The following is a 13,316-nucleotide window of genomic DNA, read 5'->3' as shown; positions in this document are numbered from 1 at the left end:
AGAACGCCCGCCACGTGCAGGCGGTCGTGCGAGGACCACGGTCGGCAGTCGGCCCCCGCTCCTCCGCGCGGCACGGCGCGGAAGAACGGGGACCGGGAAAGGGGCGGCGGTCAGCGCAGAACGGTGACCTCGGGAGACGTCCAGGTCTCCGTGCCGGGGGCGTGGTCACGGTCTCCCAGGGCCTTGTCGAAGACCAGACGCAGCCGGTACGTGCCCGCCGGCGCCGGACTGCCGTCGTCCAGGGTGGCGTCCCAGACGTGGAAACCCACACCCGTGCCCGCGCCCGAGATACGGGTGAGCCATGACTGGTCGAACGGTGTGGCCACCACGCGCCCACGCGCGTCGGTCACGTGCATCCGCAGGCGCTCGAGGAGCGGGAAGCCGTGCGACAGCATGACGGCTGCCGTGTCGTCGGACGTGTCCTCGTTCCCCAGGTCGATCGTGGCGGGCAGGTTCCTGCCGAAGTCGCCCACGGAGGGCCGGAGCGCGGGGTTGTCGAGAGTGGTGTTGATCGCGGAGAACGTCGGGTTGATCGCGGAGACGGCATCGAAGTCCCCCGAAACGCCCTGGTAGGGCACCCGCAGCACCGGCTGCTCCACGTCGTCGGGAACGAACTCGATCCAGCCTCCGAAGACGGTGCCGTCGACGGCACCGACGGGCTGACGGACGGTCACGGGCACGGTCCGGCTGCCGTTGGCACGGATGGTGAGTCGCTCGGCGCCCAGTACGTCGACCCGGGCGGCCGCGTCATCGGCCTTCCACTCGGACGTGTAAGGCGGCGCGGCGGAGACGGCTGCCCGATGGCGGACGCGATAGGTGACCGGTCGGTCGGAGTCGTTGTGGACGGTGACGGCCCGCACCGCAGGGCGCCCTTCCAGATCGCGCAGCGGGAGTTCGGACGGTGCGAGCCGGACGGCCGCCCGGCCGGCGGCGGCGATCGCCGCGACGGCGTTGACCCGGCCGGCGCCCTGCTGAGCGACGGGCTGAGCCCCTCGCGCGGGCTCTCCGGTCATGGCCAGCGGAGTCGCCGTGTTCTGCAGGATGGACTGGATCTCGCGGGGCGAGAGACCGGGGTCGCGCTGGAGAAGGAGCGCCGCCACGCCGGCGACGTGCGGGGATGCCATGGACGTACCCGACGAAACCCCGTACCAGTCCAGGGCCTTCGGCATCGCGGACAGGATGAATCCGCCCGGCGCGGCGATGTCCGGCTTGAACTCCAGTTCGTTGCCCGGCCCCCAGGCGGAGCCGTGGTCCATGAGCCCGGCCGCGTCCTCGGGCAGCGGGATCGCGGCGTACGCGCCCCAGGCGAGTCGGGTGTCCGGAGCGGACGTCAGGACGCGGCGTGCGTCCTTCTCACTGATGCCGAGGACCGGGATGCCTGCCGTCCCGCAGCAAGGCGATCCGGGGACGGTGCTCTCCGGCAGGGCGGGGTCGTGCTGGACGGCGGCCACCGCACCCGCCACCTCCAGGACGCGAGCGATGTCCATCGGCCGGCAGACGGGACCGGTGCCGTTCCACTTGAAGCCGAACAGCGCGATCCTGCCGCTGAGGCTGCCGGAGGGCAGCGGCTCGCACCCCGTGCGGACTTCCGCCCACGGCGCCGACCCGCTGGAGGGAGTGCGCGCTCCGCGACCCGACAGCGTGTACGCCACGGGTGTCTCGTCACCCCCCAGGGTGAGTGCGAGATACGGGCTCCGGTTGCTGTACGTGCTGCCCACGGCGATCGCCTGGTTCGCGGCGGCCGGTTCGGAGGTACGGAAAGGGCCCGCGTATCCGTTGCCGACGGCCACGGCGACCGTCGTACCGGAGGCGACGAGGCGGTCCACGGCAGTGGACAGGACACTGCTGCTACGTGCGCCGATCGGGGTACCGAGGCTCATGTTGACCACGTCGGTGCCGTCGGCCGCCGCCTTGTCCAGTGCCGCGAGGATGACGTCCTCTCCGGCGCCGTTCCCGGATCCGAAGACGCGGTAGGCGCGGAGTCGGGCGTCGGGTGCGACGCCGAGGATGTGCTCGTCGTCGCCCGCGACGATGCCCGCCACGTGCGTGCCATGGCCGGCCGCTGAGCCCGATGCGTCGTCGTAGGGGTCCGCGTCACCGTCCGCGAAGTCGTATCCACCGACGACCTTGGCATTGGGGAACCCTCCGCCACCGAGGGCGGGGTGATCGTAGGCGATGCCGCTGTCGATGATTCCGACGGTGACTCCGCGGCCCGTCACACCACTGCGCCGGACCTCTGCGACACCGGTCAGGTCGGTCACCGTCACGATCTCGCGACCTGAGGGGGCATCGCCGCGGCGTGCGGCGGTGCCGGCCTCCGCCACTGCCCGACGCACGGTCTCCGCCGAGACCGGAGCGGGGGACTCGGGTGCCTCGTAGACGACGGGGGCGGCCACGGAAGCGACGCCCGGCAGTGCACCCAGCAGATCTGCCTGGGACTGCGGGACCTTGACCGCGAGGCCGTTGACCACCTGGCGGTAATGACGGGTGGCGACGAGACGGATCCCTGCCCGCTGGGCCGAGGACATCAGTTCCTGTTGTGAGACGTCCACCTCGTCGGCGGCCGTGCGGCGTGACGCAGCGGGGGCCTCGCGGACGGCCGGCGCGCTGTCGAGGGTGACGATGCGCGTCACCAGCGGCTCGTCGCGGGCTACGGGGAGTCGGGGTGTGGCCGATGCCGGTGTCACGGGCAGCAGAAGAAGTGCGGCCAGCAGGGCCGCGCGGGAAGCGTGCATGGCCCACATCACAGCCGGGGGCACTGACCTGGGGCAATACCGCGCGGTGGCGAGGAAGTGACACGTCCGGATTCCGCCACCACAGGCTCGTGGAACGGAGGGACTCCCGACCTGACGATCGTGGTGTCGCCTCGCGACGACGAGCCTGCGGCTCCGGGGCGCGAGCAGGCGGGTGTCGGGCACGGCGACCCAGGAGGCGAGGACCGACGCGTCCGGCCGTCCCGGCCGCGGGTGCGGACGCGTTGTCACACCCGACACGTGCCCGGCCATGGGAAGAGCCCTTCAGCGCACGGGGCGCCGCGGCGTGGTCCTGGTCATGGCGGACCTCAACCCCACGACCTCGGCTAGCGGGTTGTGTCTGCGCTGAGCCTGGAACGCCGCGTGCGATTCCGTAGGCCGACGACAAGCGGCAGGCCGGCTCCGATCAGTGCCATGACGGCGGCAGCGATCCAGTGCCGCGTCTGCTGGCCCATGAGCAGGCACGAGACGGCACCGAAGCAGGCACCTGCGGCCGGAACCAGGGCCGCGTGCCTTGCGGCGGTCGTATCCGTGAGGGAGGCCACGCTGAAGTAGGCGGCGACGAATCCGGCGAACAGGCCGAAGGTGTACTGCTCTCCGCCGTCCGGGAGGGCGTAGCCCTTGCGGGTTCGTTCCAGTCCCAGGTCGACGGCCCCGGCGACTGCCCAGAAGAACGCGCTGGAAGCCACCACGCCGAGAGCGACGCGCCACGCCGTATTCGTCATACCGGGATCGTATGAGCGACGACTGAAGCTCGGCCAGGGCGTTTCCTCCGGCTCTTCCGCCGCGTACGGCCAGGGCGCAACGGTGTCGCTCGGTGCGCTGGCTGTGCCTGCGGTTGAGTCCGGCTGATCGCCGACGAGACGGCTCGGTGCCGTCAGGGGTGTCGACGTCCGCTGGGCGAGTTCTGGATGCCCGGCGTGGCCGGCGTGTGGCGGGCTCTCGCGGAGACGTGGTCGCGCGAAGCCCACGCGGTCCCTGCCAGCAAGGCAGCGGCGGCCACCGACGCGGCAGCTGTGACCCGAACTCCCTGCGGCACGTCCTCTACGGCCCGTCGCTCTCCGTCCGCCATGACGCATACCGTGCGCAGGCTGAGGAACTGAACCTCGTAGTCCACCGCCCCTTGCAGCTTGGAACGGCACGGGTGGTTGTAGGGGAACGGAGCCGAGTCCGCACCGCCGTCCTGCGCCACGGCCACGGTCGACATCAGTGCCACGGCCCCCAGCGCGTACGACACTGTGGCTGTGGCTCCGGTTGCTAAGGCGCAGGCAGCGAGCGCGCGCCACCATCCGGGCCGGCGTGTGCTCTTCGTGAAGGCGACCTCGACGGACTGGATCAGGAGGGCGACGACGGATGCAAGGGCGGCGAGAAGCACCACCGGTATGAAGAGGATCATGGTGTTGCCCTTCCTCATGCCCAGCCGCTCACAGCCTTCTCGCCTGCGCTGAACTGAGCTCGATGCCAAGTGCTGACGCGCAACGAAACCACAATGTGAACTGGAGCCGCAGGTATCCCGCTGGTGTCCCGCAGGTATCCCGCTGGTGACTCGCTACGACTTCGGCGGGAGGCGCGCTGGCGGCCTGTTCGAGCGCGGGACGCATCGAGCTGATCGCTGCCCCTGGCGCGATCCGTCCGGCCGTATGTGCTGGTGGGTGATGCGTGCCGTGCGTGAAGGGCGGCGCGCGCTCCGTGTCGCCCGCTCGTCCGGTCGGTGCTTCTCCACCCCGGTTCCACCCGGGGTTCCACCCCTGGGTGCAGGTGCCGCGAGCTGCGTCGCAGCAGTCTGGAGGGCATGACAGCAACCGAGTGGATCACAGACGCAGCACTCATCCTGATCGTCTTCCGGCAGCTGCGGGAGGGCCGTCTGGACCGCAGGACGTTCCTGCTGCCGCTGGGCATCGTGGCCTTCGTGGCGTACTCGTACCTGGACACCATTCCCACCGGAGGAAACGACCTCGTCCTGATCGCCGCGCTGATGGCGGTCGGTGCCGCCCTCGGTGTCGCCGGCGGGATCTACACCCGTATCCGGGCCCTCGACGGGCACCTTCTGATCAAGGCCGGTGTCGTGTCGGCGGTCCTGTGGGTGGTGGGCATGGGGGCCCGGATGGGGTTCCAGGTGTGGGTCGAGCACGGTGGCGGGGCCGACGACGTCGCCCGCTTCAGTCTCGCGCACCACATCACCGGCCAGCAGGCGTGGGTGGCGGCCTTCGTCCTGATGGCGCTCACCGAGGTGGTGACCCGAGTGGCCACCATCTACGTACGCAGCAGGACGCACAAGGCGGTCCGCCCCGTGGCCGTTCTCGATCGTGCGGCCTGAGCGTGCAGTATGTTCGGCTCGTGCCCGCAGACCATCACGCCCCGCCTCCCCGGCCGGACATCGGCCGGGAGACGGGAGCGCGTCGTGTTCCCGGACAGGACCCGCGGGTGCAGTGGGCGGTGAGCCTCGCGGTCGTCATCGTGGGTGCTGTGACGATCCGGCCCATGGGGTTCAGCGGGCAGGGGCTGGCCGTGGCCGTTCTCTTCGCGGTCAACGCCGCTGCTCTGCTGGCGCGGCGTCTGCCCGAGCACGGGGTCTCCCCGCGTCTGGTGCTGGTCTGGCTCACTCTCGGCGTCGTCGCGGCAGCCGCTCTGATCGGTGTCAGCAGCAGTGGTACGGGATACCTGTTCGCGTTCTTCCTCGCCGGTCACATCGGATACCGGCTGGAGGCGCGGCCGGCCCTCGTGCTCGCAGGACTGTGCAGTCTGCTGTGCGGTGCGGTCCTGTACTTCCGCCTCGGACCGGGGTACGAAGCGCTGCCGTGGGCGTTCGGGCTCCTGACCGGCCTGCCGGTCGTGATCGGCATCGTCAACCGCACACAGCGCCAGGCGGTACGGGCGGCCATCGAGGCGGCCGAGGCGGCTGAGCGTGCCGCTCGCGCCGAGGCCCGTACGGCCGTACTGAGCGAACGCAGCCGGATCGCCCGGGACGTGCACGATGTGCTGGCGCACTCACTCGCGGGGATCAACATGCAGCTGGAACTGGCGGACGCGCTGATGGACACGGGCGATCTGGACAAGGTCCGCGAGGCCCACGACAAGGCCCACGGTCTGGTCAAGGAGAGCCTGAGGCAGGCGCAGTGGACCGTGCACGCGCTGCGCGAGGACGCCCTGCCCCTGCGGGAGACCCTGTTCGCGATGCTGGAGTCCTCGGGCCACCGCGACGCCCTCACCGTGAACGGTACGGTGCGCGACGTGCCGGCCCGGGTGGCGCAGGACCTGCTGCGGATCGCGCAGGAGGCCCTCACCAATGCGGCCCGGCACGCGCCCGGCGGTGTGGTGCGGGCCGAGCTGGCGTTCACCGAGGACTCGACCGTGCTGCGCGTCATCAACGGCCCCGCCACCCGCGAGGTCAACGCGGGCGTGGGCAGCGGCATGGGACTGATCGGCATGCGCGAACGGGTCGCCCTGCTGGACGGAACGCTCACCGCGGGCCCCATCACCGAAGGACCGGACCGTAACGGCTGGCAAGTGGAGGCAGTGATCCCGGCATGAGTGAAGACACGGATCAGCAGCGCTTGAGGGTGGTCGTCGCCGACGACCAGGCGGCCGTCCGCGAGCCGCTCGCGGCGGTTCTCGCCCTGGCCGAGGACATCGACGTCGTGGCAGCCGCCTCCAACGGGCGCGAGGTCCTGGAGGCGGTCGCTGCCGGGCCGGTGGACGTGGTGCTGATGGACCTGAGAATGCCCGTGATGGACGGGATCGAGACCACGGGGCTCCTGGCCGACCAGTACCCGGAGGTCGCGGTGGTCGTCCTCACTACCTTCGCCGACGACGACTCCATCCTCGGCGCACTGAGCGCGGGAGCCCGCGGATACCTGACCAAGAACGCCGGACGCCGCGACATCACCCGTGCGATCCGGGCCGCGGCGGCCGGTCAGTCCGTCCTCGACCGCGCGGTCCAGGACCGCCTGCTCGCCACGGCGCGGGCCAAGGCCCCCGCGCCGCCGAAGCAGGACCTGCCCGCGGACCTCACCCCCAGGGAACGCGAGGTACTCGCGCTGATCGGCCTCGGACTGCCCAACCGGGGCATCGCCGAGAAGCTGTTCATCAGCGAGGCCACGGTCAAGACCCACATCAACAACCTGTTCGCCAAAGCCGACATCCGCGACCGCCCCGAAGCTGTCCGCCGCGCCATCGAAGCAGGCCTCGCCTGACGCACCGTCCATCAGACGACCCCGCGGCGTGCGCCACGGACGCGAAGGGGCACGCGCCCCTCGGCAAGGGTGTGATCGACGGCCCACCGGTGGTTGCCCGGCGACAACTGTCGAGTCAGTTGCGGCTCGCCTCTGCTTCCGGCATGACCACGACCTGGTACTCGTCCTCGTAGATGACACGACCGGGGTTCGTGGTCTCCAGGCGCCGGCACTCCACTCCGTGCGCGGCGAGCAGCTCGAGGTACCCGTCCACGCGGCTCACGAGCTCGACGGCGGACGACTTGAACCAGGCGACGGCTCCGGGGTTCACCTCGGGGTCGTACACCCGCGGATCGACATGGCCGGGGTTGGGATAGTTGGCGTCGTACCAGTCGTTGTTCGACCTCCAGAACCGGTACTGCTCCTCGGTCAGCCTGCCTTGCGCGGCCAGTTGGTTGGCGAGGATGAAGACTCCTGGACAGTGACCTCGCTCATGCCGCTCGGTGCCCTGGAACCGTACGTACAGTGCTTCGTCCATGAGGTCCTCCTCAGCGCGCCCAGATTCGCATTCCAGGTTGGAGCCTAGGGAACCCATGACCCCTCTGTTCTCCCACGCGCAGGGACGGCCTGACTGTCAGGGCTTGTAGTGGTCGGTCACGCGTCGGCCCACTCCGCGTCGGCAGGACGCTGGTGCCCACACGGAGCCGGGTTGCCGTTCTTGTCGAAGACCTCGGAGGCGTTGGCCGTATTCACCCAGACCGTGATGCCCTGGCTGTGAACGACGACGTTGAACGGGGACTCCTCAGGTGCCGTCTGCGTCACGACGGTGAACTCCTCGCCTGGACGCATCCAGTGATCGGTTCCCCACGGCTCGACCCACAGGCAGAGGATGCTGTCCGTCTCGTTGCTCACGCTCGTCTTCGCCACGCCGGCATCCTAACGAGCAGCATGATCGGCCGGACAGTTCTGATCGCCGCTACCACCGCAGTCCTCCGACCATCAGGAAGCCACAGGCGACTTCTCAGCCCCGGGCCGTCCACTCCGAACCGGGCGGAGGTTCTGTCGGCGGTGTTCGCCGGCCTTGGTCACGAAGCGGGAGTCTGGTCGACGGCGTAAGTCTGGCCGCCCGCCCTCATGTTGGCCCGGGCCTTGCGGTAGGCGCGGCGGCTGGGCGGCTCGGCGCCGGCGTTCTGCTCGTCGCGGCGGGTGGTCAGGGCGGCCAGTGCCTCGCGGGCCTCGACGGGGCTCCAGTCGGGCAGGTCGATCTCGCGGTGCTGCCGCGCGGCCGTCTGGATCGCCAGATAGGCATTGGCCGCGGTGACGGCCTGACTCGCTCGCTGCGGTGCGTTCACCGTGGTGAGGACCGCCCCGAGGCCCGCCGACAGGAGGGCCAGGACGCCGGCGGCCGTCGCGCCGGTGGACTCGACGAGGGCGGTCGTCCCGGCGATCGCGGCGAGCAGCGTCGCGGGCAGGCCGAGGGCCCAGTGGGTCGCCCGCCAGCGCTTGCCCTCCTCGAACTGGCACTGCGCGCTCCACATGGCGCTCTCCTCCAGCCGACGGAACTCGGCGTCGAGAGAACGGCGACGCCTCTCGTCACCGTCTGCGCCGGTCGCCGGCGCCCCGCTCAGGGGGGCTTCCGGGGCGTTGGCGGCCGGGGCCGTCTCTGTGTCGCCTGGTGTGGTCTCCACCTGCTCACGGTATCCGGCCGCGGTCGCCGAGGGGGCAGAACGTCCGGTTCTACGCGGGCAGTTCCTCCTCGTACATGACCAGCGCGGTGCGCGCGGGATGGCGGGGCGGCAGCCCGTCGATCAGCTCGTGCCAACGCACCGGGCCGATCAGTTCGTTGGCCCGCAGCGAGGCGAGCAGCTCCGCCGTGGACACCCGGTCGAGGAAGAGCAGCGGGACCGGTGGCCCGTCCAGGTCCACGTCGAACCGGCCCGCGGGCGCGGGCACGGCGATCCGGCCGTGGAGCACGGGGCCGACCCGGTCGAGCAGCATCCAGTACCGCTCGCCGCCGGCCGCTCCGGCTGCTCCGGCAGTTCCGGCCGCGGCGCCCGCCGGACCGAGCAGCACGGGCTGGCACGCGGGCCCTTCGGCCGTGTCCGGGAGGCGCCCGGCGCGGGGCCCCGCAGCCTCCGCCGGACCCGCGTCGATCTCCATCTCGACGGTCACCCGGCCGCCTTGCGTGACGGTCACCTCCGCTTCGACCGGCCCCTGCCCGAGCGAGACGGACGCCGGTCCGTCCGGCTCCCCGTCGGCGGCGCGGAGGACGAAGGTCGAGTCGAGCCGGGCCGTGAGGGGGAGGGGGCCACCGGCGAGGGGCTCCGGGGTGGTCAGCCGCGCGGCGGCGAGCCGGGCACTGTGGTGGAGCGCCGGGTCCGCGCCGAGTCGGAGGGCGAGCCCGGCCAGCGCGGCGCGGGTCGGTGCGGGCAGCCGGGCCGGATCCGCCGCCAGCAGCCCGGAGAGCAGGGCGGACGCCTCCCGGCCGAACCACGGGCCGGGGCGTACGGTGCGCAGCCCGGCTTCGAGGACGGACAACGGTCCGGCGAGCGACGTGGCGGCGGGGGTGAACCAATGGCGCAGATGACCGTCCGGGGCGGGGAGCGTGGAGAACGGCGGGCCGGCCTCGTCGAGGAGCGCTGCGGCCGTGCGGGCGGCAGTCTCAACCCGGTGCCACGGCAGGCAGTGGAAGAGGGCAGCGGGGGCGGTGGTCTCCAGGTCGAGGCGGTGCAGCAGGAAGTACCTCAACTCCAGGCTCTCGCCGGTCAGCCGCTCCACGGTCGAGGGGTCGGCGGGAGCGGCGGTCCACCGTTCCTCGAACTGCGCGACGAGCTCGGCGCCGTTCGCCGAGACCTCCACCGGCGCGCCCCGATCGTCGAGTTCGACCAGGAGCGAGCCGTCCGGGGCGCGCAGGGCCAGGGCGCGTACGGGGTCGCCCGCCGGCCGCAGGACCGCGGCGGCGGTGCGGGTCCAGCCGGGGGTGCGGAAGCGCGAAGCGGTCCGGGCGTCGGCACGCTCGTCACCGTCGTTGATGGGGCCGAGCAGGCCCGGTGCGCCGGAGGTGTCGCCCGGCTCCAGCCGGGCGACCCAGCCACTCAACGGACGGTGTGCGGGGTGGGCGTCGCCGCCGGGTCGGGGCATCAGACACCGCTCTCGTCAGGCCCGGCGCACCGCGTCGGCCGACCGGGACGGTCCGGAGGGGCGTCGCCGTCGTGGCCCCCGCGCGATGTGGGCGTGTCCGCCCGTCCCGGGCGGCCGGGTTCGACCGGTGGGACGGCGTCGCTCAGCCGGCCGGGCGGCGTGGACAGCCGGTCGAGCAGCCCGGACGCGGCCGGCCCGTATCCGCGGACCGATTCCGCCTGGGCCGCCGTCGGCCCGCCCGGCACCCACGACTCCCACAGGGTCGCGAGCCGGAGCCACTCGTCCGGGCCGCCGTCGAGCGCGTCGATCCGCGCGCAGAGGTCCGCGGGCAGCTCGGCCGCCCAGGCCCGCAGCGCGGTGGTGTCCAGGCCGGGCCGCGTCTCCCAGCGGATCAGGAACTTGGTCGCCCGCAAAAGGAGTTCGGCGCAGGTGACGGGCCCCGCCGGGCGTCCGGGCGGCGCCAGGCGCAGAGGCGGACGCGGGTCCTCGTCCCCGTGTCCGAGGTCGGCCAGGGCACGCCCGAGCGGATCGAGCACGAGCTGCCGCACCGGGTCGTACAGGAGCGTGTTGACGGTGAGGTCGCGCTGCCGGGCGTCCTCGCGCAGGTCGGTTCCGGTCGCCGGGTAGGGCACGCCGGTGAGGCCGAGGCCCCGGTACTCCAGGGTCCGTCGGTCGCGGCGGACCGAGAGGATGGAGCAGACGAGCGACCGCGGGCTGAAGCGCGGCGGGAGTTCGGCGCTGCGGCCGTCGAGGGCGAGCACCTCGTCGACCGTCCTCAGGAAGGCGCCGGCCGGAGCGGTGCCGGTGGCGTCCAGATCGCGCACCGTCTCGGGGGCGCCGCCCGCGACGAGGTCGCGGGGTGCTCCTCCGGCCAGCCAGACACCGTGACCGTCCGAGGCGAGGCGGTCCACGAGGGCGTCGAGGTAGCCGGGGGCCTCCGGCCCGTACAGCAGCCCGTCGAAGGCGGCGACGAGTCCGGGACCGAGGTCGCTCGCGCGGTGCACGTGCCGGTCGTCGAGCTGATGGGCCGGGGGACGGCCCGAGCGTTCCAGCGTGGGATGGTCGGCCGGGTCGGCGCTCCGCTCCGGCGGCCCGCTCGCGCGCTCGTCGCCGTCGAGCAGCAACCGGTCCCCGTGCCGGTCCGCCGCGTCCCCGGCGTCCTGCCTGCCCGGCAGGGGTCCGCCACCGTGGCCGAAGCCGAGCACCCGGTGGCCGTCCACGAGGTCGCCGGTCATGATCGGCCCCGCTCCGGGCCGGAGGAACACGTCCCGAGCCTCCCGGTCTCCGGCCTCCTCCTTCCGGGCCTCCGGCTCCCCTTCCTCCCGCTCATGCTCCCGCTCCCGCTCCCGCTCCCGGGCCCTGGGGCCCGGTACCGTCGAGCCCTCCGCCACCCGGTCGTTCACCCTGCCGCCAGTCCGGTCCACAGGGCCTCTCCCTTCGCGTGGGTCCGGAAGAGGAGCGGCACCAGGGGAGGGCCGCCGGTCCACGTGCCGTAGACGACCCCGCCGTAGTCCACGTCGCTCTCGTCGGGGCGCGCGCCGAGCAGGGCGACGTCCCGGAGCTGCTGGGTTGTGCAGGTGATGTCCTGGCCGGGTTCGTCCACGCAGCTGCTCAGCCCGGGGTACATCAGGCCCTCCGTGCCGTTGCGTCCGGGGTGCGTGCGGATGGCCCGCAGGACGGCCGCCGGACCGTCCTCGCCGCGGATCCACTCGTGCACCCCCGCCCGGCACGTCCCGCAGAGGGCGACCAGCCCGGCGGTGTCCCCCCGTACGGCCGCCTCCTCGATCCGGCGCGCCAGTCGGACCACGGCATCCGGCAGGCGCGTGCCGTGGTCGTCCACGGAGGTCACCGTCGGGGCCGGTGGTTGCGGGACGGCAGCCGGGCGCCGGGCGGCGGCGCTCTCGGCGGGGGTGAAGGCGAACGCGGACACCCCCTTGGCCAGCGTGTGGTCCCGGTCCGCCGAGGTCAGGGTCAGCGTCCCGGTGTAGTCGGTGACTCCGGACGGCGCGCGGGTCAGGCCGAGGGAGGACTCGTCCCCGGCGAGCCTGGCCACCCGCCCGTCGGCTCCGAGCGCGATCCCGAGCATGCCGGTGCCGAGGAACGTCCGGGCCCCGTCCCGCACGTAGTACGACACGAACCTGTCGGGGCCGGGGACCTGGCAGCGCTGGAGGGGGCCGTAGGTGACGGTGATCCCGTCGCCGGCCCAGGCGAAGGAGGAGAGTGTGCGCTGCCGGTCACCGATCAGGGCCCGCCGGAAGGGGGCGTCGTCCGGCAATTGCCGGACCGGGGCCGTGGCGGTGCGGCCGGAGTGGGTGAGCAGGGTCGACCTCGTCCAGCAGGCGCCGCCGCTGTCGGAGGTGCCCCAGGCCACGGCCTTGCCGTCGGGGGAGCGCAGGGCGTCGGTGAACGTGGAGGGTCCCTTCGCCGGCAGGAGGTCGCGGACGGTGCCGCGCCGGTCGACGGCGGCCAGGGTGCCCTGCCCCCGGGTGACGCCCGGGCCCTCGGGCAGCGCGGCGAAGACGATGACGTCCTCGGGTCCGCCGGCCGCGAGCCGGGCGTACGCTCCCCGGCCCGTGGCGAGCGGCACGCGGTGCGCGGGCTCGGCCGGGAAGCCCGGAGGGAAGAGGGCGATCGAGCTGCCGTCGGCCGCCAGGGTCGCCAGGTCCTGGCCGAGGAAGCCGAGGCCATGGCAGGGGCAGACCTGGGAGTGCGGCTTGCCCGTGGCGACGTCGTAGATGTGGACCTCGCCCGTGCCTGCCGAACCCTCCTCGTCGAGCCAGGCCAGGCGGCGGGCGTCGGGCGACCAGACGACCTTGGTGGGCGGTGCGGCCCCGGTTCGGGCGGCGAGCCATGTGCGGCCTGCCGCGTCTGCCAGCATGACGGCCCGCTTCTCCGGCTGGACGAAGGCGAGCACCGGGTGGGCGCGGTCCGGTCCCGGGCCGGCGGCGCCGGTGGCGGGTCGGGGCCCGGCCGACGGACCGTCGTCGCTCGCCGTGCAGCCGACCGTGGCGATCATCCCCGCGAGGAGGAGGGCCACCAGCCGCCGGACGCGCCGGACGCGCCGGACGCGCCGGGCGCCACCGCGCCGCGGGCCCGGCGTCGCCTCCCCGAAGGGTCTCCGCAGGGTGGACGGGTCGGCCGGAGCACCGGCGGCCGCGGTCCGGTCCGGTGGCCCGGCCGGTTCCCGGGGTGAGCGCGGCGTGCCGTGCGTGCGGCCCGGGACGGGGCCGGAAGGGCGGACGGGTGCCAT

General features: G+C 73.0%; 12 protein-coding genes. 3 read left to right on the top strand and 9 right to left on the bottom strand.

The window, feature by feature from the left end; translation table 11 throughout:
* Positions 1-110: 110 nt before the first annotated feature.
* The 3 genes from ACFQ79_RS05035 to ACFQ79_RS05025 form a co-directional block, all read right to left on the bottom strand.
* Entirely contained in the window at positions 111-2,735 is a 2,625-nt protein-coding gene (locus ACFQ79_RS05035) for a S8 family serine peptidase (protein ID WP_383579439.1), read from the bottom strand.
* Positions 2,736-3,079: 344 nt separating this feature from the next.
* On the bottom strand, positions 3,080-3,478 hold the full coding sequence (locus tag ACFQ79_RS05030) for a hypothetical protein (RefSeq protein ID WP_383579438.1): 399 nt from the start codon (positions 3,476-3,478) through the stop codon (positions 3,080-3,082).
* Between the two features lie 152 nt (positions 3,479-3,630).
* Complete coding sequence (locus tag ACFQ79_RS05025) at positions 3,631-4,149, bottom strand: hypothetical protein (protein ID WP_383579437.1); 519 nt, start codon at positions 4,147-4,149, stop codon at positions 3,631-3,633.
* Between the two features lie 396 nt (positions 4,150-4,545).
* Between ACFQ79_RS05025 and ACFQ79_RS05020 the strand changes: the two genes are divergently transcribed.
* The 3 genes from ACFQ79_RS05020 (at position 4,546) to ACFQ79_RS05010 (ending at position 6,946) form a co-directional block, all read left to right on the top strand.
* A complete protein-coding gene (locus tag ACFQ79_RS05020; protein ID WP_383579436.1) occupies positions 4,546-5,070 on the top strand; it encodes a hypothetical protein in 525 nt (174 codons plus the stop codon).
* Between the two features lie 107 nt (positions 5,071-5,177).
* Positions 5,178-6,284, top strand: a complete 1,107-nt coding sequence (locus tag ACFQ79_RS05015; RefSeq protein ID WP_383579511.1) for a sensor histidine kinase — start codon at positions 5,178-5,180, stop codon at positions 6,282-6,284.
* Positions 6,281-6,946: a response regulator transcription factor gene (locus tag ACFQ79_RS05010; protein ID WP_383579435.1), complete on the top strand. Its 666-nt coding sequence runs from the start codon at positions 6,281-6,283 to the stop codon at positions 6,944-6,946. The genes ACFQ79_RS05015 and ACFQ79_RS05010 overlap by 4 nt, the downstream gene beginning before the upstream one ends.
* Before the next feature lie 115 nt (positions 6,947-7,061).
* Here ACFQ79_RS05010 and ACFQ79_RS05005 read toward each other — a convergent pair whose 3' ends face one another.
* The 6 genes from ACFQ79_RS05005 to ACFQ79_RS04980 form a co-directional block, all read right to left on the bottom strand.
* Positions 7,062-7,463, bottom strand: a complete 402-nt coding sequence (locus tag ACFQ79_RS05005) for a hypothetical protein (protein WP_383579434.1) — start codon at positions 7,461-7,463, stop codon at positions 7,062-7,064.
* Between the two features lie 116 nt (positions 7,464-7,579).
* Entirely contained in the window at positions 7,580-7,852 is a 273-nt protein-coding gene (locus ACFQ79_RS05000; RefSeq protein ID WP_383579433.1) for a hypothetical protein, read from the bottom strand.
* Between the two features lie 158 nt (positions 7,853-8,010).
* The gene (locus ACFQ79_RS04995; RefSeq protein ID WP_383579432.1) at positions 8,011-8,613 is read right to left on the bottom strand and encodes an SLATT domain-containing protein; all 603 of its coding nucleotides are present in this window, start codon (positions 8,611-8,613) and stop codon (positions 8,011-8,013) included.
* 49 nt (positions 8,614-8,662) lie between these two features.
* The gene (locus tag ACFQ79_RS04990) at positions 8,663-10,066 is read right to left on the bottom strand and encodes a hypothetical protein (RefSeq protein ID WP_383579431.1); all 1,404 of its coding nucleotides are present in this window, start codon (positions 10,064-10,066) and stop codon (positions 8,663-8,665) included.
* Positions 10,066-11,490 (bottom strand): hypothetical protein, encoded by a 1,425-nt coding sequence (locus ACFQ79_RS04985; RefSeq protein ID WP_383579430.1) that lies wholly within the window; start codon positions 11,488-11,490, stop codon positions 10,066-10,068. Before ACFQ79_RS04985 ends, ACFQ79_RS04990 begins: the two co-directional genes overlap by 1 nt.
* Positions 11,466-13,316 (bottom strand): hypothetical protein, encoded by a 1,851-nt coding sequence (locus tag ACFQ79_RS04980; protein WP_383579429.1) that lies wholly within the window; start codon positions 13,314-13,316, stop codon positions 11,466-11,468. Before ACFQ79_RS04980 ends, ACFQ79_RS04985 begins: the two co-directional genes overlap by 25 nt.

Source organism: Streptomyces sp. NPDC056480, from assembly GCF_042795405.1.
Classification (GTDB): domain Bacteria; phylum Actinomycetota; class Actinomycetes; order Streptomycetales; family Streptomycetaceae; genus Streptomyces.
The sequence above is the reverse complement of the archived record's forward strand: the minus strand, read 5'-3'. Positions and strand labels throughout refer to the sequence as shown.

Excerpts from the sequence above, each read along its gene's own strand:
- ACFQ79_RS04990 (WP_383579431.1), bottom strand. The coding sequence starts at position 10,066 with ATGCCCCGACCCGGCGGCGACGCCCACCCCGCACACCGTCCGTTGAGT.
- ACFQ79_RS05005 (WP_383579434.1), bottom strand. The coding sequence starts at position 7,463 with ATGGACGAAGCACTGTACGTACGGTTCCAGGGCACCGAGCGGCATGAG.
- ACFQ79_RS05030 (WP_383579438.1), bottom strand. The coding sequence starts at position 3,478 with ATGACGAATACGGCGTGGCGCGTCGCTCTCGGCGTGGTGGCTTCCAGC.
- ACFQ79_RS05020 (WP_383579436.1), top strand. The coding sequence starts at position 4,546 with ATGACAGCAACCGAGTGGATCACAGACGCAGCACTCATCCTGATCGTC.
- ACFQ79_RS05025 (WP_383579437.1), bottom strand. The coding sequence starts at position 4,149 with ATGATCCTCTTCATACCGGTGGTGCTTCTCGCCGCCCTTGCATCCGTC.
- ACFQ79_RS05035 (WP_383579439.1), bottom strand. The coding sequence starts at position 2,735 with ATGCACGCTTCCCGCGCGGCCCTGCTGGCCGCACTTCTTCTGCTGCCC.
- ACFQ79_RS04980 (WP_383579429.1), bottom strand. The coding sequence starts at position 13,316 with ATGGCACCCGTCCGCCCTTCCGGCCCCGTCCCGGGCCGCACGCACGGC.
- ACFQ79_RS05010 (WP_383579435.1), top strand. The coding sequence starts at position 6,281 with ATGAGTGAAGACACGGATCAGCAGCGCTTGAGGGTGGTCGTCGCCGAC.